The organism is Geothrix sp. 21YS21S-2 (genome assembly GCF_030846775.1).
Classification (GTDB): domain Bacteria; phylum Acidobacteriota; class Holophagae; order Holophagales; family Holophagaceae; genus Mesoterricola.
Genome location: NZ_CP132910.1, coordinates 780,416 through 805,917 on the forward strand (window position 1 = coordinate 780,416; position 25,502 = coordinate 805,917).

Genomic DNA, 25,502 nt, shown 5'->3' on the forward strand with positions numbered 1-25,502 from the left:
GGGCCTCCGGGCGGAGGACAATGCCACACCCTCCGGAGTCACCCATGCCGCTGCTCACCCGCGCCGAAGCAACCCGCTACGAGGAGACCTCCCGCCACGCCGACGTCATGGCCTTCATCGCGGGGCTCTCGGCCCGGGGGGACCGGCGGCTTCACGTGACCTCCTTCGGGGCCAGCCCCCAGGGGCGCGAGCTGCCGCTGCTGGTGCTCTCGTCCCACGCCGTCACGACGCCCATGGAGGCCCGGGCCCTGGGGCTGCCGGTGGTGCTTGTGATCAGCGGGATCCACGCGGGCGAGGTGGAGGGCAAGGAGGGCTGCCTGATGCTGGTCCGGGACCTGCTGGACGGAACGCACGGCGGAGACCTGCTGGCGGAAGTCACGCTCGTCGTGGCGCCGCTCTTCAACCCCGACGGCAACGACGCCATCGAGCCGGGGAACCGCAGGCTGCACCTCCCCAAGCTCACCGGGCAGCTGGGCCCCGACAACGGCGTGGGCACCCGGGTGAACGGCTCGGGCATCAACCTCAACCGCGACTACATGCGCCAGGAGACCCTGGAGATGCGCCTGCTCCAGACCCGGGTGTGCCAGGAATGGGAACCGGACCTCACCATCGACAACCACGCCACCAACGGGTCCGTGCACCGCTTCTCCATGACCTACGACATCCCCCACACCATCGAGAGCGGCCGCGCCGAACCCATCGACTACATGCGCGAGGTCCTCCTGCCCCCGGTCACCGCCGCCCTCAAGGCCAACCACGGCCTGGACGCGGGCTGGTACGGCAACTTCGTGGAGGACGAGCGGGTGCTGGACGCCGACGGCGACGCCGATCCGCGCTCCCCGGTGCGCGAAGGCTGGATGACCTACCCCCACCACCCCCGCTTCGGCAGCAACTACCGGGGCCTCACCAGCCGCATGGACCTCCTGCTGGAGTGCTACTCCTACATCACCTTCGAGGAGCGGGTGCGCACCGCCTACGCCTTCATGCTCGAGACCCTGCGCTTCGTGGCCGCCCACCGGGACGACGTGGTGCAGACCGTGGCCTCCTGCCGCGCCCCCAGGGACCGCATCGCCGTGCGCTACCGCCTCGAACGCGCCAAGGCCCCCGTCACCATCCTCACCCGCACCCCCCGCACCCTGGAGGGCGAGCCCAGCTCCATCGTCCTGCCCCACCTGTCCCGCTTCGTGGGCAGCCTCGTGGTGCCGCGGCCCCGGGCCTACCTGGTGCCCGCCGGCGTGGGCGAGGCGCTCAAGGGCCACGGTCTCGCCGTGGAGACGCCCTCGGGCACCTACGACGTGGACGTGCCCACCGTGGAGGGCCTGGGCGCCCAGACCGGCCGGGCCATCCTGGAGGCCGCCAAGGTGGGCGAGCTGTCCGTGTCCTGGCGCCGGACCGCCCGCATCGCCCCGGCCGGCTCCGTCCTGGTGCGCACGGACCAGCCCATGGGCGCCATCGCGGTCTACCTGTGCGAGCCCGGGAGCGACGACGGCGCGGTGGAGAACGGCCTCATTCCCGTCCCGGCCCAGGGTGCGGAGCTGCCCATCTGGCGGGTGGAGGGGGATCTGCCCTGACCGGGGTGCGGGGGAAACCGGGTTTCCTCATCAAGGGCATGGGTTCGCCGCAGGAGCAGCGGGTGCTGGCTTTCCAGGGCCGCCGATGGGACAGTGGAGCCTTGCCCCCGGAGCACCCATGACCTCGATCCGGCTCGTCCTGGCCCTGGCGGCCCTCCTTCCCGCCTCGGCCCAGGCTCCCCTCGCCTTCCGCACGCCCCCCAAGGTGATCCAGGATCTGGTGGACGTGGAGACGCCGCCCTCGGCCCTGGTGGATCCCCGGGCCCGGGTGCTGGCCCTGGTCAAGCGCCCCGCCCTGCTGACTCTCGAGGACCTCGCCCAGCCCGAACTGCGACTGGCGGGACTCCGCATCAATCCCCGCACCCACAACCTGTCGCGCACAAGGACCCTGCGCGGCCTGGAGCTGCGCGAGGTGGCCACGGGCAGGGCCATTCCCGTCACGGGCCTGCCGGCGGACCTGCGCTTCGAGCATCCCGCGTTCTCCCCCACCGGCGCCCACCTGGCCCTGGTGGAGGTCCAGGCCGCGGGCCTGGCGCTCTGGACCGTGGACACCACGACGGGCCGGGCCCGGCGCCTCACGGAACCCGTGCTGAGCGCGGTGCTGGGTGCGCCCTTCGCGTGGAGCCCGGACGGCGCGGGGCTCTACGTCCGCGTGCGGCCGACCCTGGACCCCTGCCCCGAAGGCTCCGCCCTGCCCCTGGGCCCCGCCGTCCAGGAGGCCACCGGCGTGCGCGCGCCTTCGCGCACCTACCAGGACCTGCTCCACTCCCCCGCGGACGAGGCCCGCTTCGCCTACTACGCCACCACCCGCATCCAGCGCGTGGACCTGGAGGGCAGGACCTCCGGCGTGCTGCCTCCGGCCCTCTACCGCGGCATCCTGCCCGCCCCCGGCGGCGCCTTCCTCCTGGTGACCGAGCTCTTGCGGCCCTTCTCCTATCTGTTCCCCGAAAGCCGCTTCCCCGCCACCGTGCGCATCGTCACGGCCTCCGGAGCGCCGGTGGCCACCCTGGCGCAACGGGGTCTCCAGGACCGGATCCCCGTGGACTTCGACGCCTGCGAGGCGGGGCGCCGGCGGTTCCAGTGGCGCGAGGACGAGGCCGCCACCGTGGCGTGGACCGAGGCCCAGGACGGCGGCGCGCCTTCCCGGGACGTGCCCCTCCGCGACCACGCGTACCAGCTCCGCGAGCCCTTCACGGGCGCGCCCGCCCTGGTCTTCCAGGCGAAGTACCGCCTCCACGAAATCGTGTGGGGCGACGATCACACCGCCATCGCCGTGGAGAGCTGGTGGAAGACCCGCCGCGCCCGCACGAGCCTGGTGGACCCGTCCCGGGGCGGCCCGGGGCGGCTGCTCTTCGAGCGCTCCTCCGAGGACGCCTACGGGGACCCCGGCGACTTCGTCACCGCCCGCAACGCCTTCAACCGCATGACGCTGCTCTTCAGCCAGGACCGCAAGCGCCTCTTCCTCGAGGGCGAGGGCTGCGGACCCAAGGGCAACCGCCCCTTCCTGGACGCCTACGACCCGGCCACGGGCAAGGCGGAGCGGCTCTGGCAGGCCGACGGCGCCACCACGTACGAGCACATCGTGCGCGTGCTGGACCCCTCCCGGCTCCTCACGCAGATCCAGGGACCCGCGCGCTTCCCCGACCTGAACCTGCGCACCCTCGGGAAGAAGCCCTCCCTGCAGCCCCTCACGCACACCGAGAATCCCTACAAGGCCCTGGCGGGCGTCTCCCGCACGACGCTCCACTACAAGCGCGCCGACGGCGTGGACCTCAGCGCCGTCCTGCACCTGCCCGCCGGCTACGATCCCGCGCGGGACGGGCGCCTTCCCGTGCTCATGGAGGCCTACCCCACCGAGTTCAAGGACGCCGCCAACGCCGGCCAGGTGAAGGAATCCCCCAACCTCTTCTCCGCCCCCCGCTGGTCCATGCCGCTCTACTGGACCCTGCGCGGCTACGCGGTGCTCGAGAACGCCAGGTTTCCCATCGTCGGCCAGGGCGCCGCGGAACCCAACGACACCTACATCGAGCAGCTGGTGGCCAACGCCAAGGCGGCCATCGACGAGCTGGACCGCCTGGGGGTGGGCGACCGCAGGCGCGTGGCCTGCATGGGGCATTCGTACGGCGCCTTCATGGTGGCCAACCTCCTGGCCCACTCCGATCTCTTCGCCGCCGGCATCGCCCGCAGCGGCGCCTACAACCGCACGCTCACGCCCTTCGGCTTCCAGGCCGAGGAGCGCACCTACTGGCAGGCTCCGGGGGTCTACCACGCCATGTCGCCCTTCGACGCGGCCGGGCAGATCAAGGCGCCCATCCTCCTCATCCACGGCGACGCCGACAACAATCCGGGCACGTTCACCCTGCAGAGCGAACGCCTCTTCCAGGCCATCAAGGGCCTGGGCGGCAGGGCGCGGCTGGTGCTGCTGCCCCTGGAGTCGCACAGCTACGCCGCCCGGGAGAACGTCCTGCACATGCTCTGGGAGCAGGACCAGTGGCTGGAGACCTACGTCAAAGGCCGAAACTAGCGTTTACCCTGGGTCCGCAGCGTGACCGAAGGGGCCTGCGCGGTGGCCCGGGCCAGTTCCTGGGCCGTGGTGGGCAGCGAGGCGGCGGTGAGGCCGGTGGATTCGCCGGGGACGATGTCCTCCAGGTTCCTGAGGAAACGGATCCAGGGCGGCAGCTTGCCGGCCTCCTCCCAGCCCAGCACCCGGTGGGTGGGAACCAGGATGGCCACGGGGCTGGCCCGCAGGGCGGCGGCGACGGCGTTGGCCTGTTCGGTTGCTTGCATCCGCTCGGCCAGGACCTTGAGGCTCACGCACTGGCCGAACCCCAGCAGGAGCGTCTCCGCCCACACGCGCTGTTCCAGGGCATCGCCCGCCAGGTGGATGGGCAGGTTGAAGGTGCGCAGGGTCCGGCGGAAGTATCCGTCCAGCTGGCTCTTGAGGAAATCCAGAACCCGCGGCTCCCGGCGGTTCCGGGGCGTGAGGATGAGGGTGTCCTCGGATTCGGGCAGGACCTCCAGGCGGCCGATCTTCCCCCCGTCCGCCAGCCCAACGCCGATCCAGCCCAGGGGGCTGTGGAGGTAATGGTGGAAGGGGATGGGGGGTGCTGCCACGGGTAGGCTCCTCGTAACCTTGAACATACGCACCGGGCGGCCCCGCGCACGGCGAAATCTAGCGCGTAAGCTTCCGGTAGTGGATGCGGTGCGGCCCCGCGTCCAGGCCCAGCTGCTCGCGGCGGTAGGCTTCGTACTGGGAGTAGTTCCCGTCGAAGAACTCCACCCGGCTGTCGCCTTCGAAGGCCAGGATGTGGGTGGCCAGGCGGTCCAGGAACCAGCGGTCGTGGCTGATGATCACGGCCGAACCCGCGAAGGCCTCGATGGCCTCCTCCAGGGCGCGCATGGTGTTGACGTCCAGGTCGTTGGTGGGCTCGTCGAAGAACAGCACGTTGGCGCCGCTCTTGAGGGTGAGGGCCAGGTTCAGGCGGTTCTGCTGGCCGCCGGATAGCTCGCGCACCTTCTTGGTCTGGGACTCGCCCGAGAAGCCGAACTTGGACATCCAGGCCCGGCCGTTGACGAGCTTGCCGCCCATCTCGATCATGTCGGAGCCGCCGGTGACGGCCTCGTACACGCTCTTGTCGGGGTCCAGGCCCTGGCGCAGCTGGTCCACCACGGCCATCTTCACGGTCTCCCCGATGCGGATGGAGCCGGCGTCGGGGGCCTCCTGGCCCGCGAGCATGCGGAACAGGGTGGTCTTGCCCGCGCCGTTGGCGCCGATGACGCCCAGGATGCCGCCCCTGGGGATGGCGAAGGTGAGGTCCTCGAAGAGCACCTTCTCGCCGTAGGCCTTGCTGACGCCGGTGAGCTCGGCCACCAGGTCGCCCAGCCGGGGGCCGGCGGGGATGAAGATCTCCAGGTCCTTCTCCCGCTGGACGTTCTCCTGGCTGAGCAGGTTCTCGAAGCTGGAGATGCGGGCCTTGCTCTTGGCGTGCTGGCCCTTGGGGGACATGCGGATCCACTCCAGCTCGCGCTCCAGGGTCTTCTGGCGGGCCTTGTCGGACTTCTCCTCCTGGGCCAGGCGCTCCTGCTTCTGCTCCAGCCAGCTGGAGTAGTTGCCCTTCCAGGGGATGCCCCGGCCGCCGTCCAGCTCGAGGATCCACTCGGCCACGTGGTCCAGGAAGTACCGGTCGTGGGTGATGGCGATGACGGTGCCCTCGTAGCGCTGCAGGTGCAGCTCTAGCCAGGCCACGCTCTCGGCGTCCAGGTGGTTGGTGGGCTCGTCCAGGAGCAGGATGTCGGGCTGCTGGATGAGGAGCCGGCACAGGGCCACCCGCCTTCGCTCGCCCCCGGAGAGGACGCTGATGGAGGTCTCCGGGTCCGGGCAGCGCAGGGCGTCCATGGCCTGCTCCAGCTGGGCGTCCAGGTCCCAGCAGTCCAGGGTGTCGATCTGGTCCTGCAGCGCGCCCTGGCGGGCCAGGAGGGCATCCATGTCCGCGTCGGGCTCCCCGAAGAGCTCGCTGATCTCGTTGTACTCGCGCAGCAGGGCAACCTTCACCGCGGCGCCCTCCTCCACGATCTCGCGCACGGTCTTGGTGTCGTCGAGCTTGGGCTCCTGCTCCAGGAGGCCGGTGGTGTAGCCTTTGCTCAGCACCGCCTCGCCGTTGAAGTCCTGGTCCACGCCCGCCATGATGCGCAGCACCGTGGACTTGCCCGAGCCGTTCAGGCCCAGGACGCCGATCTTGGCGCCGTAGAAGTAGGACAGGGAGATGTCCTTGATGACGGGTTTGTTGTTGTAGAATTTGCTCACCCGCATCATGGAATAGATGATTTCGGGCTGATCGGTGGTGCGCTTGGCCATACGTGGTTCTCCAGCGTCCATCATAAGCCAGGGGCGGCCCTGAATGGCTTCATGGTTCCAAACCCATTGAGGGAGAGCACATGGCGGAGACAAAGGACACCCTGACCGCCCCGGAGCTCCGCAGGCTCATGGACGCGGGACGCTGGTACCGCCTCAGGCGGGCCCTGGATGCGCTGCACCCCGCGGACGTGGCCGAACTCCTGGAGGGCGTGGGCGCGTCCCAGGAGATCCTCCTTCTCCGGCTCCTGGGAAAGCGCCAGGGCGAGATCTTCGCCTACCTGCCCACCTTCCAGCAACGTCGAATCCTCAGGAAGACCGCCCCGGAGCAGCTGGCGCAGCTGGTGGGCGCGCTGCCGCCGGACGACCGGACCCAGCTGCTGGCCAAGCTGCCCCTGCCCGTCGCGCACACACTGCTCGGTCGCCTTCCCGCATCGGAACTGAAGCAGGGCCTGGCCCTGCTCAGCTACAAGGACAACACGGCCGGACGCTACATGACGCCGCAGTATGCCTCGATCCTGCCCGGCATGACGGCCCGGGAGGCCCTGGAGGCCATCCGCACCACGGGCCGGGGCAAGGAAACCCTGAATGTCATCTACATCGTCGACGAGGACGGCAGGCTGGTGGAGGACCTGAGGCTGGGGTCACTGGTCCTGGCCGACCCGGCCATGCTGGTCACCGATATCACCGACCCGGGCCTGGTGGCCCTGCTCGACACCGCGCCCGTGGGGGAGGTCCTGCAGGCCTTCGAGAAGTACGACCGGGTCGCCCTGCCGGTGGTGGACCAGGCCCAGCAGATGCTGGGCATCATCACCATCGACGACGTGGTGGACGTGGCCGAGGCCCGGGCCACCCGGGACATCCAGAAGATGGGCGGCGTCGAGGCCCTGGACATGCCCTACGCCGATTCCGGCTTCTGGGCCATGGTCCGCAAGCGCGGCGGGTGGCTGGCGGTGCTGTTCCTGGGGGAGATGCTCACGGCGACGGCCATGGGCCACTACGAGAAGGAGATCGCCAAGGCGGTGGTGCTGGCCCTGTTCGTGCCGCTGATCATCAGCACCGGGGGCAATTCCGGGTCCCAGGCCACCTCCCTGATCATCCGGGCCCTGGCCCTGCAGGAGCTCAAGCTGAGGGACTGGATCCGGGTCTTCCGCCGGGAGCTGTTTTCAGGGCTCGCCCTGGGCGGCGGCCTGGGCGCGATCGGCTTCACCCGGATCGTGATCTGGCAGCGCATGGGCCTCGCGAACTACGGCCACAACTACATCCTGGTGGCCCTCACCGTCTGGATGAGCCTGACCGGGGTGGTGCTCTTCGGCACCCTGGCCGGGAGCATGCTGCCCTTCCTGCTGCGCCGCTTCGGCTTCGACCCGGCGACGAGCTCGGCCCCCTTCGTCGCGACGCTGGTGGACGTCACGGGGCTGGTGATCTACTTCCAGGTGGCCTCCATGATCCTCAAGGGGACCATCCTCTGAGCATGGATTCTGCAGTTGAAGTCCCAGGGCTTGCTGAAATCTCGACAGCCACGCCTCCGTTGTGGACAGGCGGAGCACCGCCTGTCGCCCACGCCGGCCCAAAACGGCCGCGCAGGTGAAAATCGAATAAGTCTTGATCCAGATCAAGGCGCCGTTCCCGCGCGCCCGTCATGCTTGGTCCCCGGGAGACGCCATGGAACGCCAGATCATCCGCATCGACGAGGACCTGTGTGACGGCTGCGGCCTTTGCGCCGACGGCTGCCCCGAAGGGGCCCTGCAGATCATCGACGGCAAGGCCCGCCTGGTGAGCGAGATCACCTGCGACGGGCTCGGGGCCTGCATCGGCGAGTGCCCCCAGGGGGCCATCGAGGTGGAGACCCGGGAGGCCGCCCCGTACGACGAGCGAAAGACCATCGACAACATCCTGCCCAAGGGACCCAACACCCTCAAGGCCCACCTCAAACACCTCCACCACCACGCCCAGACCGCCTACCTCAAGGAAGCCGAGGCCTACCTGGCCGAGCTCCAGGTCGCCATCCCCCCGTACAAGGAGAAACCCATGGGCTGTCCCGGTTCCGCCCCCCGCAACCTCGAACGCGCCGCGGCCCCCGCCCCGGCCGAGGGCCTCCAGAGCCAGCTCAGCCACTGGCCCGTGCAGATGCACCTCATCTCGCCCATGAACCCGGTCTTCCACAAGGCCGACCTGCTCCTGGCCGCCGACTGCGTGGCCTTCGCCCTGCCCGACTTCAACCAGAAGTGGCTGCCCGGCAAGAAGGTGGCCATCGCCTGCCCCAAGCTGGACACCAACCAGGAATCCTACGTCGCCAAGCTCACGGCCCTCATCGACGAGGCCCAGGTGAACACCATCACCGTCATGATCATGGAGGTGCCCTGCTGCGGCGGCCTCCTGCGCTGCGCCCAGGTGGCGGCCCAGGCGGCGAAGCGCCGGGTGCCCCTCAAGGTGGTGGTGGTCGGCGTCGACGGGGAAATCCGAAAAGAGGACTGGGTCGCCTGATCCGCCCCCTTTTCCGGTGAACATGAGTCCGCGTATCATTCGGAAGTCGCGGAGGCTCCATGAAGATCGCCGTCCCAGTCGAGGTCCGGCCCGGTGAGAACCGGGTCGCGCTGGACCCCGAGTCCTGCCGGAAGCTGGTGCAGGCCGGGGCCGAGGTGGCCGTCGAGCCGGGCGCCGGGGAGCGGGCCTTCTTCCCGGACGAGGCCTACCGCCAGGCGGGGGCGACGCTCGGCGATCCCTGGGACGCGGACCTGGTCCTGAAGGTCAACGCCCCCATGGAGCGCCCCGGCGGCGCCCTCGAGGCCGACCTCCTGAAGCCCGGCGCGATCCTCCTGGCCTCCCTCTTCCCCACCCGGCACCTGGACGCCATGCAGCGGCTGGCGGCCCGGGGCGTGACGGCCTTCTCCACCGACTGCATCCCCCGCACCACCCGGGCCCAGGCCATGGACACCCTCTCCAGCCAGGCCAACATCACGGGCTACAAGGGCGTGCTGCTGGGCGCGGCTGAGTTCCCGGGCTACTTCCCGATGTTCATGACCGCCGCGGGCACCACGCCCCAGGCCAAGGTCTTCGTCATCGGGGCGGGCGTGGCCGGGCTGCAGGCCATCGCCACCGCCCGGCGCCTGGGGGCCAGCGTCAGCGCCACCGACGTGCGCCCCGAGGTGCGCGAGCAGATCGAGTCCGTGGGCGGCAAGTACGTGGGCATCGACGTGAAGGCCCACGCCGGCGGAGGGTACGCAGCGGAATTGTCCGCGGAGGACAAGGCCCTCCAGGCCCGCATGCTGGCCGGACACTGCGCGGGCATGGACGTGGTGGTCACCACCGCGCTCATCGGGGGCGTCTTCGCGCCCAGGCTCCTGGACGAGGCCATCGTGGCCACCATGAAGCCCGGGTCGGTGATCGTGGACCTGGGGGCCGACGGCGGCGGCAACTGCACCCTGAGCCGGCCCGGGGAGACCGTGACGGCCCACGGGGTGCGGATCCTGGCCCCCCTCAACCTGCCTTCCACCCTGCCCCGGGCCGCCAGCACCCTCTTCGCCCGCAACCTCCTCAACTTCGTCCTGGCCTTCTGGGACAAGGACGCCGGGAGCCTGCGCCTGGACCGGGAGGACGACATCCAGAAGGGCTGCGTGGTCACCCGGGATGGCGAGATCGTCCACGGCCCCACCCTCCAGGCCCTTGAAAGGAGCCACCCGTGACCCACGGCCCCGTCGACATCATGGGCGCGCTCTTCGTGTTCATGCTGGCCACCTTCATCGGCCTCATGTCCATCCAGCGCGTGTCCCGGCTCCTGCACACGCCGCTCATGAGCCTGACCAACGCCATCTCCGCCATCGCGGTGGTGGGCGCCATCATCGTCTCGGCCGGCTCCCACCAGCCCTGGTGGGTCACGGCCCTGGGCCTGGCGGCCATCTTCTGCTCCACCACGAACATCGTCAGCGGCTTCCTCATCACGGACCGCATGCTGAAGATGTTCAAGAAGCGGGAGGGCGCCAAGTGAACCTGGAGTCCCTCGTCCAGCTCATGTACCTGGCGGGCACCGCCCTGTTCATCCTGTCCCTGCGGTGGATGAGCGACCCGGAATCCGCGCGCAAGGGCGTCCTGGCCGGCGTCGCGGCCATGGCCCTGGCGGTGGGGGGCACCCTCGCGGGGGTGCTGGCCACGGGCGGCACCCATTATTGGTGGATCCTCGGCGCCTTCGTGCTGGGTGCGGCGGTGGGCTACCCCCTGGCCCAGGTGCCGCTCACCGCCGTGCCCCAGCGGACCGCCCTGAGCCACGCCTTCGGAGGCATGGCCGCGGGCCTCGTGGGCACGGGGAAGTTCTTCCTGTACTACGGCGAGCGCAACGGGGCCGCCCTCACCCCCTTCATCGTCACGGCCCTGGTGGCCGAGGTGCTGCTGGGCTTCCTCACCCTCACCGGCTCCCTGCTGGCGGCGGGCAAGCTCCAGGAGGTGGCGTGGATCCCCCAGCGGCCCGTCACCTACCCCTTCCAGAACGTCATCAACCTGGCGCTCTTCGCCCTGGCCCTGGCCTTGGGCATGGCCCTGGTGCTGCACCCGCTGGCCCCCTGGGCCCCCGCGGCCTTCGGGGGGCTGCTGGTCCTGTCCCTGGCCTTCGGGGTGCTGCTCATCCTGCCCATCGGCGGGGCGGACATGCCCACGGTCATCTCCATCCTGAATTCGTACGCGGGCCTGTCCGCGGTGGCCATGGGCTTCGTGCTTAACAACAAGCTCCTCATCACCGCCGGCGCCCTGGACGGCAGTTCGGGCCTGATCCTCTCGATCATCATGTGCAAGGCCATGAACCGGTCCTTCACCAACGTCCTCTTCGGGGCCTTCGGCCAGACGCAGCAGAGCGCCGCCGGGGACGCGGCCCGGACCTACAAGGAGGACACCGTGGAGAGCGCCGCCCAGGTCATGGCCCAGGCGGACCTGGTGGTGATCGTGCCCGGCTACGGCATGGCCGTGGCCCAGGCCCAGCACAAGGTGCGGGAACTGTATGACCTGCTCAAGAAACGCGGGGTCACGGTCAAGTTCGCCATCCACCCGGTGGCCGGGCGCATGCCCGGGCACATGAACGTGCTCCTGGCCGAGGCCGAGATCCCCTATGACGATCTGCTTGAAATGGACGACATCAACGGCGATATGCCCCAAGCCGATGTGGCCCTCATCATCGGCGCCAACGACGTGGTGAACCCGGCCGCCCGCACGGACAAGGCCAGCCCCATCTACGGCATGCCCATCATTGACGCCGACCGGGCCCGGACGGTCTATGCCATCAAGCGATCCAAGAACCCCGGCTTCGCGGGCATCGACAACAGCCTCTACTTCCTGGACAAGACGTTCATGCTCTTCGGGGACGCCAAGACCGTGGTGGGGGAGCTGGGGCGGCAGCTCAGCGGAGAAGGGCACTAGCGGTTGCCGGCCGCGCGCCCATAGTTATTGGCATTTCCAGCAAGGCCGGAGGGAGCGTCGATGAGGAACAACCAGCCCGTGACCAGGGTGGAACGGCATCTGGAGGACGGAGCCTTCATCGTCTCCATGACCGATACCCGGGGCGTCATCACCTTCGCCAACGACGAGTTCGTGCGGGTGAGCGGCTACACCCGGGAGGAGCTGCTGGGCCAGCCCCACAACCTCGTGCGCCATCCCGACATGCCCCCCTCGGCCTTCGCGGACCTGTGGGCCACCCTCGGCCGCGGCGAGACCTGGCAGGGCATGGTGAAGAACCGCGCCAAATCGGGGGACTTCTACTGGGTGGACACCACGGTCTCGGCCATCGTCGAACACGGGAAGCTGGAGGGCTACGTCTCCATCCGCAGCAAGCCCGACCGGATCCAGGTGGAGGAGGCCGAGCTCCTGTATGCCGGCATCCGGGCCGGCAAGGCGGCCGAGACGGTGTTCCGCCAGCCCTGGATCACCTTTCCCCGGATGCTCTTCACGACCCGCATCTGGATGACCGCCAGCCTGATCCTGGCCATCATCGGCCTTTTCTCCCTGCTCAACTTCTTCTCCTTCATGGGCAACTTCAACGCCGCCACGGGCGTGGGGGAGCGGGACCTGCCCGGGGCCCTGTCGGCCGACGAGATGGCCTACCAGACCGTACAGATCCAGCAGTTCTTCACCGACGCCTGCCTCACGGGCCACGCGGACGCGCTCAAGGAGGCCGAGGGCGCCGCCGCGGCCTTCCGGACAGCCCTGGCCGACTACCGGCGGAGCGTCCAGGACGATCCCCGCGCCCCCGGCCGGGCCCTCGAAGGCGACCTGGACGCCCTGGTGGCCACCGGCCGGACCATGTACGAGGCCTACCGGGGCAAGGGCCAGGCCGAAGGCAACCGGGTCATGGAGACCTTCGACGCCTCCTCGGCCCGGCTCAGCAAGGCCGTGCTGGCCCTGCGGGAGCGGGAGGTGGGCGATGTCCGCGCCAGACTGGGCGGCATCACCCGCGCCTCCCGCGCGAACCTGTGGGCCATCACCCTGGGGGGCCTGGCCGCCTTCCTGGTGTGCATGTTCCTCTTCCACCGGCTGGTCAAGACCCTGTCCAACCAGCTGGGCAGCGACCCCCTCGTGGCCATGGGCATCGCCCGGGCCATCGCCGGGGGCGACCTGCACGCGGAGATACGCACCCGCCTGGGCGACCGCACCAGCCTCCTGGCGGCCCTGAGGATCATGCAGTCCCACCTGAAGGGCATGATCAACCGCATCCACTTCGACGCCATGCGGGTGACCGAACACGGCGCCACGTTCGCCGCCGCCAACGCGGCCGTCAGCGCCCATTCCCGCGAACTGGCCCGGAACGCCGAGGACCAGCGGGCTTCCGCCGAACGCATGGCCGCTGCGGTGGCCGAGCTGTCGGGCTCCATCCAGGACGTGTCCGCCCACGCCCGGGACAGCCATCTGCGAGCCATGAAGGCCGTGGAGACGGCCCAGCAGGGCGACCGATCCGGGGAGGCCGCCATCCAGGCCATGGGCCGGGTCGCGGACACCACCGCCCAGGTGGTGGCCGCCGTGCAGGTGATCCAGGAGATCGCCCGGCAGACCAACCTCCTGTCCCTCAACGCCGCCATCGAGGCGGCCAAGGCCGGAGCGGCCGGGAAGGGCTTCGCCGTGGTGGCCGAGGAAGTGCGCAAGCTGGCCGAACGCAGCAGCGCCGCCGCCCGGGAGATCGCCGAACTCATCCAGGGCAGCGACCGGGCCATCGCCGAAGGCCAGACCACCGTCCAGGAGGCCGTCCACGCCCTGGGCGTCATCAAGGACCTGGTCGGGCAGGTGACCGCCATGTCCATGGAGATCGGCTCGGCCTCCGAACAGCAGTCCCGGGCCAGCGCCGACGTGGCGCAGCAGGTGGCCGCGGATGCCCGCAAGGCCGTCGCCAACGCCGAGGCCAGCCTCCGGCTGTCGGCCACCGTGGAGGCCACCGCCGCCGCCTCGGGCCGGCTCACCGTCACCGCCGAAGGCCTGGTGGGCCTCGTGGAACGTTTCCAGGTCTGAAACCAATCCCGGAGAATGGGCACCCCTCCCGTATCGAACGACCGGGAGGAGTGTCCATGACCGCAAACTCGATCCGCTGTCCCAGGCTGGTGCTGGGCATGGCCTGCATGCTCGCCGCCGGGGCCCTGGCCCAGGCGGCGCCCACCAGCCGCCAGAAGGCCCTGGCCCATTCCCGGCGCCTGCAGGCTGAAATCCGGGCCTGCAAGAAGGCTGCCCGGGAGGCTCGCAGCGCGGAGGAACCGGCCCCGCAGGCGCCAGCGCTTCGCCCGCCCGCCGCAGCGCGTCCCAGGCTGGGCGGGGTGTTCTGCATGGCCCTGCTGGGCATGAGCGCCCTCACGGACCCGGCGGTCCTCCAGGCGCTTGCCCAGACGGACCCGACCGACCGCTATCTGACCGAGGCCACGAACGGTCTGGCCGCCTTGGATCCCGTGTGCGGCCCGGCGGCCCTGGCGGGCCGGGTCCTCCCCCCCTGCGATCCGGACTACCGGGCCGGCGTCCTCTCCCAGGCCCGGGGCATCCTGGCCCAGGCGCGGCGCCTGTTCCAGGATCCGGAGGTCCTGGGCGCGGGCTGGTGCCTGCGCGGCGAGTCCGTGGCCGAGGCCAAGGAGCGCATCGCGCTGCTCCAGAGCGATCAGCTGGCGGAATTCGACCGGGTGAGCGCGCAGGCCACGGCTCTCATGCTCCAGCTCAACCGGGATGCCTTCCGGGTGCAGGCGGCCGGGGCGGGCCTCCACCTCGGGCAATCGGCCCTCCTGGCCGCGGGCGGAGGGGAAGTCGCCGCCACGGCCGCCTTCGCCCTGGGGCAGGTGGGCGAAAGCCTGGCGGCCGTCGGGTACGTGATCGGGGGCGTCGCCGACGGCTTCGGCGAGGTGGGCTCCCTGACCCTCGCAAAGCGGGCCGCCTACCAGCGTTACGCCAACGCCCAGGACGCCCTGGCCCTGAACTGCACGGGTGCCCCGGAGACGGCGGACGACGCCAGCCTCACGAGCCTGACCTCCCCCCTGTCCGCCATGGATACCGCGCTGCGTGGGATGTCCGAGGGCTGCGCCCTTGCGGCCCGGCACCACCTGGACCTCCCCGTGTGCGGCGCGCAGGTGGCCGAGGCGTTCCGCTCCCATAACGCCACCATCGCCCACCTCTATTCCCACGGCATCGCCTGCCTGACCGCGGGCATCCTGCGAGGGCGCCAGGCCCCCTGCCCCACCACGCCCCTGTCCGACGCCCGCAGCCGCTCCGACACGTTCACCTACTTCGACGAGTTCGCGGGCCTGGTCGGCGCGGCCGGGGACTGGACCCTGAGCCTGGGCAACGGCCTGTTCGCCGGTTCCAGGGGTCTCATCCTCGCGGCCAACGCCGCCGCCCGGGCCGGATCCACCGCGGAGGCCGCCGATCTGTTCACCGGGGCCGGCGCCGTGGCCCTCTCGGCCGGCACCGTCTACGCCGAGGGTTTCGATCTGCTCCGGATCGCCGCCCTGTCGCGGGTCTGGCTCACGGAGGTCATCCAGACCTTCAACGCCGAGAGCATGGCCCACCTGAACGCGCGGGAGGCCGAGGATGCCGTCCTCGCCAGCTCCGCCCCCGAAGGGGAGTCCTCCACCGCCGAGCCCATCCCCTTCGTCCTGGCGGTATCCGGCACGCCCCAGGCGGCCTCCGGCACCGCTCCGGCCGAGGTTCTCGTCCTGGCCGGGCTCTCCAGCTCGGGCCCGACGGACGGCGCCACCAGCGGCGCCCCCCGGGCGCGGACGTCCGGCCTGCTGGATCTGGTGCGGCGCCTGCTGCCCTGCCCGAGGCGGGCTGCGGAAGGGGATCTGTGAGGAACCCGGCCCCGCTTTGCGCTAGGTTAGGTCCATGGATTACGCCCTCGACCTCCAGGATCTCACCAAGACCTTCGGCGACAAGGTGGCCGTGGACGGCCTGACCCTCCGGTTGCCGCCGGGCAGCTTCCTCGGCCTCCTGGGCCGCAACGGCGCCGGCAAGAGCACCACCCTGAAGATGGTGACGGGCCTCCTGCGGCCCACCCGGGGAACCATCCGGATCCTGGGCCTGGACCTGGCCCAGGACGACCTGGCCATCAAGCGCCGCATCGGCGTCATGCCCGAGGAGATGGCGCTGCTCGAATACCTCACCGGACCCCAGTACCTGCGCTTCGTGGGCCGCATGTACGGCCTGCAGGACCCGGTGGCCGACGCCCGGCGGGAGGAGCTCTTCGGCAAGCTGGACCTGGCGCCCGCCAAGGGGGCCCTGGTGGCCGACTACAGCTACGGCATGAAGAAGAAGCTGGCGTTCTGCGCGGCCATCCTCCACGGGCCCGAGGTGGTGTTCCTGGACGAGCCCTTCGAGGGCATCGACGCGGTGACCAGCCGCACCATCAAGGACATCCTGGCCGCCCTGCAGCGCACCGGCGTCACCCTCATCCTCACCTCCCACATCATGGAGGTGGTGGAGAAGCTCTGCCCGACGATCGCCATCCTGGACCAGGGCCGCCTCCTGGGCTTCGGGCCCCTGGAGGAGCTTCGGGGCGGCGCCGCCAACCTGGAGAGCCTGTTCGTGGAGCTGGTGGGCGGGGCCCGCACGGGAGAGCTCTCGTGGCTGTGACCCCGGCCCTCGCCCTCCTCCAGGCCCACCTGCAGGCCACCTGGAACCGGTCCCGGCGGGAGCTGGGGACCTTCGGGCGGGTGATGTACGGGGTGTTCCTGGGCCTGGTGGTCCTGCTGTTGGCCCTGCCGACGCTGGGCCTGGCCCTGGTGGGCGGCTGGTACCTGGGCCGGGATCTGGCGAACCCCGTCCACGCGCGGGTCCTGGGCGGCATCCTGGGGGGCATGGCGCTCTTCGGGGGGCTGGCGGGAGGGGTGGCCGGGGGCAGCCGGGTCCTGGCCTGGGAGGGCGTCCGCACCTTTCCCGTGAAATTGAGGAGCCTGTTCGCGGCGGAGCTGGTGGCGGGGCTGGGCGATCTCCTGCCCCTGACCGTCGCGCTGACATCGTTCTTCCTGCTGCTGGGGACCGGGGCCGCCCGGCCCCGGCTCCTGCCGCTCCTGCCGCTGCCCTGGCTGGGGACCGTGGGGGGCCTGCTCTGCATCCAGTACCTGGTCAACAGCCTCGCGGTGCGCGCCGTGAAGCGGCTCCAGGTGGGGCTCACCCTCCTGGGGGTGGCGGCCTGGGCGAGCCTGACCCTGCTGCCGGCCCTGGGCGGAAAGGCCGCCCTGTTCCGCCGGGCCGTCCCGGCCCTCGGGGCCCTGGCCGGGGCCCTCCTGGCCACGCCGCCCCTCCAGTGCGCCGCCGGCCTCCGGGAGGCCGCCCTGGGCCACTGGGGCGCCGCCCTGGGCCTGCAGGTCTATCCCCTGGCCGCCCTGGGCCTGCTCCTCCTGGTTTCGGCGCGCCTGATGGCGCGGGAGGCCGAGGGCGCAAGGCCCCAGGCCCGGGGCCGGGAGCGGCTGTGGTCCTTCCCCACCCCCGTCCTGGGCGTGGCGCGCCTCCACTGGCGCATCCTCATCTCCAGCCACCTCGGCAAGTTCGGGCTGCTGGTGCCGCTCATGGTGCTGGTGTTCCTCAAGGGCCCGGCCTCCCGGTCCGCGACGGCGGCGCTGTGGGGCGCGCCGGCGAGCTTCGCCTACCTCGCCCTGTCCGGTGTCCAGATGCAGCTCAACCAGTTCGGCCTGGACGGCCCGGGCGTCAAGACCCTGCTCCTGCTCCCGCTGACCTCCCGCGACCTGCTGGCCGGCAAGGCCCTGGGCCTCCTGGCCTACATGGGCGCCCAGGCCCTGCTGTTCCTGACCCTGATGGCCGCCACCGGCAACCTGCCTCCGGCCCAGGCCCTCCCGGCCCTCTGCCTCAGCGGGTGCCTCTTCTTCTACCAGGTGAGCCTGGGGCACTGGACCAGCGCCTGGCTCCCCCGCCCCATGCCCCGCGACAGCCTGCGCAACCACAACCTCTCCCCGGCCATGGTGTGGCTGGGCATGGGGGCGACCCTGGCCGGCGTGGCGTTCTTCGGCGGGGCCTGGGCGCTGGCCGTGTGGCTGGCACCGGCCCTTCTCCTGCCGGTCATGGCCCTCCTGCTGGGGTGCGCGGTCCTGGTCCACCGCAGGCTCGCGCTGCCCCTGGCCGCGCAGTACCTCGACCGGCGCCGGGAGGCGCTGGTGCACGCCCTGGGGAGGAACCCGTGACCGACTTCGACGTGACGGCCGGTGGCAGGCGCCTGCGGGTGCGCCGGCTGGGGGCCGGCGATCCCGTCCTCGTCTTCCTCCACGAAGGCCTGGGCAGCATCACCCTGTGGCGGGACTTCCCCCAGGCCCTGTGCGAGGCCACGGGGCTTGGCGCCATCGTCTACGACCGCTGCGGCTACGGCGCCTCCCAGGAGCGGGAGGGCCCCCTGGAACCCGGCTACCTGGAACGGGAGGCCGCCGTCCTGCCCGAAGTGCTGGAGGCCGCGGGCGTGAGCCGCCCCATCCTGGTGGGCCACAGCGACGGCGCCAGCATCGCCCTGCTCTACGCGGCCCGGGTCCCCGGCGCGCCCCGGGGCGTCATCTCCGAAGCGGCCCACGTCTTCGTGGAGGACAGGACCGTCGCCGGCGTGGCCGAGGCCGGAAAGGCCTTCGGGACCACCCCCCTGCGCGAGCGTCTCCGGCGCCATCACGGGGACAAGGTGGACGCCGTCTTCCGCGGCTGGAACGACGTCTGGCTCTCCCCGGGGCACCGCGCCTGGGACATGACGGACCGGCTGGGGGCCATCACCGCGCCCCTGCTTGCCATCCAGGGCGTCGACGACGAATACGGCTCCGCCTTGCAGGTGGAGGCCATCGTCCGGGGGGTCCGCGGCCCCGCCCGGAGCCTCCTGGTGCCCGGCTGCGGCCACGTCCCCCACCACCAGGCCAGGGGCCCGGTCCTGGAGGCCATGGCCCGGTTCGTGCGGGAGCTCCCGCCCCCTTGAATTGCCGCGGGGCCTGGGGCACAATCCTGGACGCGTTTCCAAGGAGATCGCGATGGGCAATCCCGTAGGCTGGTTCGAGATCTACGTGCAGGACATGGCGCGGGCCAAGGCTTTCTACCAGGCGGTGTTCCAGACCGAGCTGGCGAGCCTGAGCGCCGCCGAACCCGAGATGTGGGCGTTCCAGGGCGACATGACGAGCTACGGCACGCCCGGGGCCCTGGTCCGGATGGACGGCTGCCCCTCGGGCGGCAACAGCACTCTGGTCTACTTCAGCTGCAAGGACTGCGCGGTGGAGGCCGGCCGCGTCGCGAAGGCGGGCGGGAAGGTGGCCAAGGAGAAGTTCGCCATCGGGGAGTACGGCTTCATCGCGCTGGCCCTGGACACCGAGGGGAACATGTTCGGGCTGCATTCGATGGCCTAAGGCGCCGGGCCCGCCCTCGAATTGAAAGGACGGTCATCTCATTTTGATCTTCCCGCCCCCGGAAGCGGGCCGACCTCCGTACGTAATGGATGATTCAATTCCGGTTATCAAGTGGCCCGGAACGTGCAATTCCTGGGTCAGGGGGATGCCATGGAATTCGAAGCGATCCTGATCACCAGCCTGTCCTTTGCGCTCATCCTCCTCGCCGCGATGCTGGCCGGGCACGTGACCCTCCAGCGGAATGCCGGACCCCGGCTGGTGGTGTTGCGTCACTCCCGGCGGCTCAGGGAAGTCGCGAAGGGCGCCCGGCGAGGCCGGGGCTGCCGATTCTAGGCCGCCGATGGAGGTGCCCATGGCACGCAGGAAGCGAAAGAAGGACCCACTGGACCTGACCCCCATGGAGGCCGAATCCTTGGGCATCGGAATACGGGCTGCCGAGCGCCCGCAGCTTCCGCTGGAGGTGCGGGAACGCCCGCTGCACGAGCAGGTGGCCGGGGCCCTGACGGAGGATGACGTGGTCGAGTCCATGCTGGACGAGGTCACGCTAGAAGGCCACGAGGACGTGGAAGAGGCCGTCGCGGACCAGCAGGAGGACGCAGCCGAGGAGGATGCGGCCAACTAAGACCCCGGCCCGCGGCCCGGCATGTCCGGGCCGCGGCCGCCGCCGCTATTTGTGCGCGCCGGGCTTCTGCTGGTGCTGCTGGGCGCCGGCCTTGAGATGCTGGCCGGTGACGTCCTGGACCGGCAAGGGGCTGGGCGTCCGTTCCACCTGCAGCTCGTGCTGGTGCTGGGCGAAGCTCATCTTGTGCTTGTCGGGCGCGGGCACTTCGTTGTTCGGATCGGCGGGCGCGCTGGAGCCCTGCTGATGGAGGGCGAGCTTGGGTTTCTTGGCATTGCGTGATCTGGCTGCCATGGATGCTCCTGTTGAAAGGGGTTGCCGCTGGGAACGGGACGCTCCCGCAAGCCCCGCTCAACCCATGCAGGATTCGCACCAGGAGTCTGGACATCGCATCTCTTCCCACCGCATCAATAAGGTCCCCACATGAGCCATCGGCCCCCTCAACGTGGAGGACGTCTCCAATCAAACTGATCGACGGTTTGAGGCGGTGGGTCGCAGCATCCTCCAGGCCCGGCCCAACGAATCCAAAGGAGGTCCGGACCCACAAGAGGGCCTGATTCCAGGGCCCTTGATGCCCGTCAATTCCCCCGGCACCCATCCGGTCCATCGTGGAGTTGGAGGCCGCCCTCCACCTGAAAGGCACGACCATGAACCTCGACCGCTACCGGGAACACCATGAGGAGATCCACGGCCTCCTTGGGGACCTGAATCACCGTCTCCAGCCGGGTTCCTTCGACGCCCTCGGGGCGCGGCAGCTGCTGGTGACCCTGGGAGCCCGGCTGAACATCCACCTCGCCTTCGAGGACCGGGCCCTGTATCCCACCCTGCTCAAGAGCCCCGACGCCGCGGTCCGGGAGAAGACCCTGGCCTACATGGGCGAGGTGGGCGGACTCAAGGAGGCCATGACGGCCCACCTGAAGCGCTGGCTCGCGACCACGGAGGTGCTCGCCGAACCGGAGGCCTTCCGCACCGGGACGCTCGGCTTCCTGCAGGCCCTGGAGCGGCGCCTGCAGGCCGAGGACCAGGACTTCTACCCGTTCATCGAACGCCTGGCCTAGCGCCCCCCGGAAAAACGCCGGCCCACCGCGGAGGCCAGCTGCCGGAACACCGGCAGCGGATCGTCGAGGCTCCAGACGGCGTCGGTGCGCGCATGGCGGAACCCGCCCAGGAATTCCCCGAGGCCCATCTTCCCGCGCAGGATCTCACCCGGGCTGTCCTCCAGTTCGTGCCGGAGGTCGGTCCACCGCACGCCGTCGTCCTGGCGGGGGCCCTGGATGGGCTGGCCCAGGGCGTCCTTGTAGGCGATGAGGCTGAGGTTCACCCCGGCGGCTGTGGACAGGGTATGGTGCAGCCAGTGCCTGGCGTTCACCTCCATGAGCTTCAGCCTTCCGTCGCGCGGATCGAGCTTGAATTCGGTGCCCGAGACCCCGTGGAAGGAGAGCTCGGCAAGCAGGCGCAGGGTGGTGGCCACGACCTCGTCGTTCCAGTCGCTCTCGGCGATGCGCGCCTCCCCGAAGTCGCGCGGGTGCTGGCGCAGCTTCCTGGACACGAAGAGGCCCAGCGGCCTGGACGCGGCGTCGTGGTAGGCGCCGCACGTGTAGAAGGCGCCGTCCCCCCCGGGAATGATCTCCTGCAGAAGGAGGGGGCCGCAGATCCGGGCCTTCTCATAGGCGGCGGGAAGGTCGGCGGCGGTGGGGACCGGGATCACCTTGAAGCCGAAGCGCCTTCGCATCTCCTGGGGGCGGATGGGCTTGAACAGGGCCGGGAAGGCCATGCCCGAGGCCGCGCCCTCCAGGTCCCCGGGGGCGTGGACGTAGGCGGTCCTGGGGATGTCGACCCCCACGGCGGCGGCGGCCTTGAGCTGCAGCTCCTTGTCCTCCACCCGCCGCATCACGTCCCAGCCGGCGAGGGGGATCCGGTAGAACCTGGAGAGGCGCTCGCGGTGGCGGGACACCGCCCACACGTGGTCGTCGAAGGCCGGGAAGAGGACCGCCCGCTGCGGCAGGGCCTCGCCCAGGCGCTCCAGGTCCTGGATGAGGGCCTCCTCGCCGTGGTGGCGCGGGTCGTGGCAGGACACCGGGATCGCGTAGCGGGACGCCAGGCCCATGGCCGAGGGGTTGTCGTCCATGGCGACCATGGGCACCCCAAGGCGGCCCAGGTTGCGCAGGATGCCCAGGCCCGTGCCTCCGGCAACGGGAAGCACCACCGCCGGCGGGATCGCCTCCATGCGGGCCTGGATCTCGGGTTGCAGTACCGGCCAGAGGGTCGCCGAATTCCGTTCCAGATACCTCGAAAGCCAGGTCATCGCAGGTCCTTCAAGCAGCCTGATCGGTCAGATCCCGGTTCCCGCAAGATCGGGCACCGACGCCCCGGCATTGAGGAGTACGATCAGCGTACCATAACCTGACAGGTCGATTTCGGTTCCCTCGGCGAGATTGCCCTCCACCTCCCAGTCCGTGATCTCCCAGGAGCCGCTCCGGGAACGCGCCGTGAACTGGCCGCTGCGGTAGACGGTGCCGGCGGGACCCGATTCCAGGCGGTGCTCCCGGCCCCCGATCCGGGCCTCCAGGACCAGGACCGGTCCCTGCCGCTTCATGCGGAAGGCGTCGTCCGGGGCTTCCCGGAAGCCGTCCCGGTCGATCCAGAACCGGGGCTTGTCCCGGTAGGGCGCCCCGGCCGTGGGGCAGAAGGAGGTGCAGTTGCCGCACTCGTTGCAGAAGTCGGCGATGTTGAAGGTCTGCACGGCCTGGTCCACCTCGAAGGGGCGGGTGCCCTTGAACACCAGCCTGCCGTCGCGCTGTTCCAGGACCGGCAGGGAAAGGCGCGTGGGGACCATGGGGAAGGCGAGCATGGCCCGGTTGGGGCAGACCGTGACGCACAGGCTGCACAGGTCGTCGCAGTCCAGGCAGCGGGAGGCCTCCTTCGCGGCGGCCTCCGGCGTGATGGAGTGGAGCACCTCCTCGAACCCGCGGCGCTCGGCGACGGGGAGCACCGGCACCTGAAGGGCGGGGGCCACCCGGGCCTTCTTCTCCAGCAGCGCGACCCCTGCCGCGCCCTTCTCGAGGTAGGCCTCCCGGGGGATCGCCGCGCCGTGGCGCCAGGCGATGGTCTCGGCCACGGCCCGGCCGTCGGCGATGGCCTCGATGATCGAGGAGGGCCCGTGGACGACGTCGCCCCCGGCGAAGAGCCCGGGCACGGACGTTTCGCGGGTGACCGGGTCCACCTCGAAGGTGCCGTCCCGGCGCAGCGCCACCGGGAGGCTCTCCAGGAAGTCCAGGACCGGTTCCTGGCTGATGGCGGGAATGATGGTGTCGGCCGGGAGGAGCTCCTCGCCGCCCTCCACGGGCACGGGCCGGGGCCGGCCCGAGGCGTCCCGCTCGCCCAGCGCCATGCGGGCGCAGGCCAGTCCCGTCACCCTGCCGCCTTCGGCCACCACCGAGGCCGGAGCCAGCAGGTCGCGCAGGTCCACGCCCTCCTCCAGGCAGTCCACCACCTCCGCGGGGTCCGCGGGCATCTGGGCCCGGGTGCGGCGGTAGACGATGGTCACGGTGCCGTCCTTCACCAGGCGCCGCGAGCAGCGCGCGGCGTCCATGGCGGTGTTGCCCGCGCCGATGATGATCACGCGCCGGCCCAGGTCCATGGGCGTGCCGGCCCGCACCTTGTCCAGGAAGTCCAGGGCGTCCACCACCCCTTCGGCCTCCTCGCCGGGGATGCCCAGGCGCTTGCCCTTCTGGGCCCCCACCCCCAGGAAGACGTAGGCGAAGTCGCGCCGCAGGCCGGCGAGGGTACGGTCCCGGCCCAGGGCCACGCCCAGGTGGAAGGTGACCCCCAGGTCCACCAGGCGGTCCATGTCCGCGCCCAGGGCCTCCCCCGTGAGCCGGAAGCCCGGGATGACCCCGGAGACCATGCCGCCCAGCTCCTTCTTCGCCTCGAAGACGTGGGCGTCGAAGCCGTTCCTGGCCAGGTAGTAGGCGGCGGAGAGGCCCGCGGGCCCCGCGCCCACGATGGCCACCTTGATGTTGCGCCGGGGCCCGGGGACCTCGGGGAAGGCGCCGCCCTGCTCGAAGGCGAACCGCTTTATCTCCCGGATGGCCAGGGGCGCGTCGTAGAACATGCGCACGCACTTCTCCGTGCAGGGGTGGTCGCAGACGCTGCCGGTGATCCCCGGCTGGGGGTTGGTGCGCAGGATCACCTCCATGGCCTCCCGGGGCTTGCCGTGGGCCACGAGCCAGAGGTAGTCGGGGATGTTCTGGTTGGTGGGGCAGCCGTCCACGCAGGGCGCGAAGATGCAGTCGAAGTGCCCCAGGGGCCGGGAGCCCTTGAACTGCAGGGGCCGGGGACGCCGGGCGTAGGCGTCGTCGCCCGTCACCTTCACGGAGTGCCGGGCCAGGTTGAAGCGGGCGCCGTGGCCGCCCGAGGCCGCGAGGATGTAGGCGTCCAGGCTGGGGGCGCCGGCCATGGCCGCGTCGAGGTTGCGCAGGTACTGCTGGAGCCGGGCGTAGCCGCCGGGCTTGAGGAGGTCCGTGCACACGGTGACCGGGCCCAGGCCGTCGGCCACCAGGTCCGCGAAGTTCCCCGCGTCGGCGCCGCCGCAGAAGCTGATGGGCACCTGGCCGTCCAGCCCCTCCGAGATGAGCTGGGCCAGGTTCAGGGTCAGCGGGTGGAGGGCCCGGCCGGAGAGGTACATCATCTTCTCGGCGGGGGGGAACACCGTGCGGTGGTTCCTCACCTCCAGGGTGTTGGTGAGCTTCAGGCCGAACTGCAGGGGCAGGTCCCGGGCGGTGGCGGCCAGGTTCCGGATCATGGCCACGGCCTGGTCGAACTTGGGGTCGTGGTCGAAGGCGCTGTCGGGCACCTCGATGTCGAAGCCCTGGGTGGCGTTGAGCATGCCCCGCAGGCGCGGGGCGCCCAGGAGCGTGGGGTTGAGCTTGACCCAGGTGTGGACCCCCACCTCGGTGAGCAGGAAGGTGGCGATGCGCTGGATCTCGTCGGGGGGGCACCCGTGCATGGTGGAAAGGGTGATGTGGTTGGACAGCTCGTCGGGGATGTCCAGGTCCTTCACGGCGGGGTAGACCGTGGCGACCCGGGCGACGGCGTCGGCGAGGGCGGCGCCCCCGTGGCGCATGGCGGCGATGTAGGCCTGCACGCGGGGCGTCTGGATGCCCTTGAGGTCGTAGCCCACGCTCATGTTGAAGTGGGTGCCGGGGCCCGGCAGGCCCAACCTGTGGGCGAGCGCATGCAGGAGCACCCAGGCGTTGAGGTACTCGGTGAAGGACTCCTCCAGCTTGAGCTCCTGGCTCCACTCGCAGTTGTAGCCCTCGTCCTCCACGTCGATGCAGGGCCGGCTCACCTCGATCTCGTCGAGGATCTGGACGGTCTTCAGCTCGATGAAGCGCGCGCCGCAGAGCCAGCTGGAGACGATGTTCTGGGCCAGCTGGCTGTGGGGGCCCGCGGCCACGCCCAGGGGCGCGGCGACGGCGTGGCCGAACATCTCGCGGGCCATGGCCGCGGTGGGCACCTGGAAATTCGCCTTGGGGATGCCCATGACGGTGTCCCGCGCGTCGAGCTCGCGGAAAATCCAGCCGGCGAGCATCTCGAGCGGCGCTGTGCGGAAGGGCTTGCCCATCGGATTCCTT

General features: G+C 70.6%; 21 protein-coding genes. 16 read left to right on the forward strand and 5 right to left on the reverse strand.

The genetic code is table 11. The features are described 5' to 3' along the window. Nucleotides 1–44 precede the first annotated feature (44 nt). Nucleotides 45–1,571 (forward strand): M14 family metallopeptidase, encoded by a 1,527-nt coding sequence (locus RAH40_RS03480; protein WP_306600688.1) that lies wholly within the window; start codon nt 45–47, stop codon nt 1,569–1,571. A gap of 118 nt (nt 1,572–1,689) precedes the next feature. Further along, nucleotides 1,690–4,095 carry a prolyl oligopeptidase family serine peptidase gene (locus tag RAH40_RS03485; RefSeq protein ID WP_306600689.1) on the forward strand — a complete coding sequence of 802 codons (2,406 nt, stop codon included), beginning with the start codon at nt 1,690–1,692 and terminating at the stop codon, nt 4,093–4,095. Here RAH40_RS03485 and RAH40_RS03490 read toward each other — a convergent pair. Both RAH40_RS03490 and ettA read right to left on the reverse strand, forming a co-directional pair. Further along, a complete protein-coding gene (locus tag RAH40_RS03490) occupies nt 4,092–4,685 on the reverse strand; it encodes a methylated-DNA--[protein]-cysteine S-methyltransferase (protein WP_306600690.1) in 594 nt (197 codons plus the stop codon). The two genes, RAH40_RS03485 and RAH40_RS03490, sit on opposite strands and share 4 nt — an antisense overlap. A gap of 58 nt (nt 4,686–4,743) precedes the next feature. Continuing rightward, nucleotides 4,744–6,426, reverse strand: coding sequence for an energy-dependent translational throttle protein EttA (gene ettA, locus RAH40_RS03495; protein ID WP_306600691.1), 1,683 nt, complete (start codon nt 6,424–6,426; stop codon nt 4,744–4,746). 80 nt (nt 6,427–6,506) lie between these two features. On the opposite strand from ettA, the gene mgtE reads away from it, so the two are divergent. The 13 genes from mgtE to RAH40_RS03560 all read left to right on the forward strand — a co-directional run bounded on the left by mgtE (nt 6,507) and on the right by RAH40_RS03560 (nt 19,869). Next, nucleotides 6,507–7,895 carry a magnesium transporter gene (gene mgtE / locus RAH40_RS03500; protein WP_306600692.1) on the forward strand — a complete coding sequence of 463 codons (1,389 nt, stop codon included), beginning with the start codon at nt 6,507–6,509 and terminating at the stop codon, nt 7,893–7,895. Between the two features lie 193 nt (nt 7,896–8,088). Next, on the forward strand, nt 8,089–8,910 hold the full coding sequence (locus RAH40_RS03505) for an ATP-binding protein (RefSeq protein WP_306600693.1): 822 nt from the start codon (nt 8,089–8,091) through the stop codon (nt 8,908–8,910). Nucleotides 8,911–8,969: 59 nt separating this feature from the next. Further along, entirely contained in the window at nt 8,970–10,109 is a 1,140-nt protein-coding gene (locus RAH40_RS03510; protein WP_306600694.1) for a Re/Si-specific NAD(P)(+) transhydrogenase subunit alpha, read from the forward strand. 20 nt (nt 10,110–10,129) lie between these two features. Then, nucleotides 10,130–10,411: an NAD(P) transhydrogenase subunit alpha gene (locus tag RAH40_RS03515; protein ID WP_373432562.1), complete on the forward strand. Its 282-nt coding sequence runs from the start codon at nt 10,130–10,132 to the stop codon at nt 10,409–10,411. A gap of 2 nt (nt 10,412–10,413) precedes the next feature. Beyond that, nucleotides 10,414–11,826 (forward strand): NAD(P)(+) transhydrogenase (Re/Si-specific) subunit beta, encoded by a 1,413-nt coding sequence (locus tag RAH40_RS03520; RefSeq protein WP_373432563.1) that lies wholly within the window; start codon nt 10,414–10,416, stop codon nt 11,824–11,826. 60 nt (nt 11,827–11,886) lie between these two features. Then, a complete protein-coding gene (locus tag RAH40_RS03525) occupies nt 11,887–13,902 on the forward strand; it encodes a methyl-accepting chemotaxis protein (protein WP_306600697.1) in 2,016 nt (671 codons plus the stop codon). Nucleotides 13,903–13,958: 56 nt separating this feature from the next. After that, nucleotides 13,959–15,716, forward strand: coding sequence for a hypothetical protein (locus tag RAH40_RS03530; RefSeq protein WP_306600698.1), 1,758 nt, complete (start codon nt 13,959–13,961; stop codon nt 15,714–15,716). A gap of 34 nt (nt 15,717–15,750) precedes the next feature. After that, complete coding sequence (locus RAH40_RS03535; RefSeq protein ID WP_306600699.1) at nt 15,751–16,497, forward strand: ABC transporter ATP-binding protein; 747 nt, start codon at nt 15,751–15,753, stop codon at nt 16,495–16,497. Next, the gene (locus RAH40_RS03540) at nt 16,488–18,062 is read left to right on the forward strand and encodes a hypothetical protein (protein WP_306600700.1); all 1,575 of its coding nucleotides are present in this window, start codon (nt 16,488–16,490) and stop codon (nt 18,060–18,062) included. The genes RAH40_RS03535 and RAH40_RS03540 overlap by 10 nt, the downstream gene beginning before the upstream one ends. Next, entirely contained in the window at nt 18,059–18,826 is a 768-nt protein-coding gene (locus tag RAH40_RS03545; RefSeq protein WP_306600701.1) for an alpha/beta fold hydrolase, read from the forward strand. Before RAH40_RS03540 ends, RAH40_RS03545 begins: the two co-directional genes overlap by 4 nt. 52 nt (nt 18,827–18,878) lie before the next feature. Continuing rightward, on the forward strand, nt 18,879–19,247 hold the full coding sequence (locus RAH40_RS03550) for a VOC family protein (protein ID WP_306600702.1): 369 nt from the start codon (nt 18,879–18,881) through the stop codon (nt 19,245–19,247). Between the two features lie 150 nt (nt 19,248–19,397). After that, nucleotides 19,398–19,580, forward strand: coding sequence for a hypothetical protein (locus RAH40_RS03555; RefSeq protein ID WP_306600703.1), 183 nt, complete (start codon nt 19,398–19,400; stop codon nt 19,578–19,580). Between the two features lie 19 nt (nt 19,581–19,599). After that, on the forward strand, nt 19,600–19,869 hold the full coding sequence (locus RAH40_RS03560; RefSeq protein WP_306600704.1) for a hypothetical protein: 270 nt from the start codon (nt 19,600–19,602) through the stop codon (nt 19,867–19,869). 45 nt (nt 19,870–19,914) lie between these two features. Here the strand turns inward: RAH40_RS03560 and RAH40_RS03565 are convergent, their stop codons facing one another. Then, nucleotides 19,915–20,160 carry a hypothetical protein gene (locus RAH40_RS03565; RefSeq protein ID WP_306600705.1) on the reverse strand — a complete coding sequence of 82 codons (246 nt, stop codon included), beginning with the start codon at nt 20,158–20,160 and terminating at the stop codon, nt 19,915–19,917. Between the two features lie 353 nt (nt 20,161–20,513). Here RAH40_RS03565 and RAH40_RS03570 point away from each other — a divergent pair, with 353 nt between their 5' ends. Beyond that, entirely contained in the window at nt 20,514–20,924 is a 411-nt protein-coding gene (locus RAH40_RS03570; protein WP_306600706.1) for a hemerythrin domain-containing protein, read from the forward strand. Here RAH40_RS03570 and RAH40_RS03575 read toward each other — a convergent pair. Together RAH40_RS03575 and ygfK are read right to left on the reverse strand one after the other, a co-directional pair. Beyond that, entirely contained in the window at nt 20,921–22,171 is a 1,251-nt protein-coding gene (locus RAH40_RS03575) for a hypothetical protein (protein WP_306600707.1), read from the reverse strand. The two genes, RAH40_RS03570 and RAH40_RS03575, sit on opposite strands and share 4 nt — an antisense overlap. Before the next feature lie 27 nt (nt 22,172–22,198). Then, complete coding sequence (ygfK, locus tag RAH40_RS03580; protein ID WP_306600708.1) at nt 22,199–25,492, reverse strand: putative selenate reductase subunit YgfK; 3,294 nt, start codon at nt 25,490–25,492, stop codon at nt 22,199–22,201. Between the last annotated feature and the right edge of the window lie 10 nt (nt 25,493–25,502).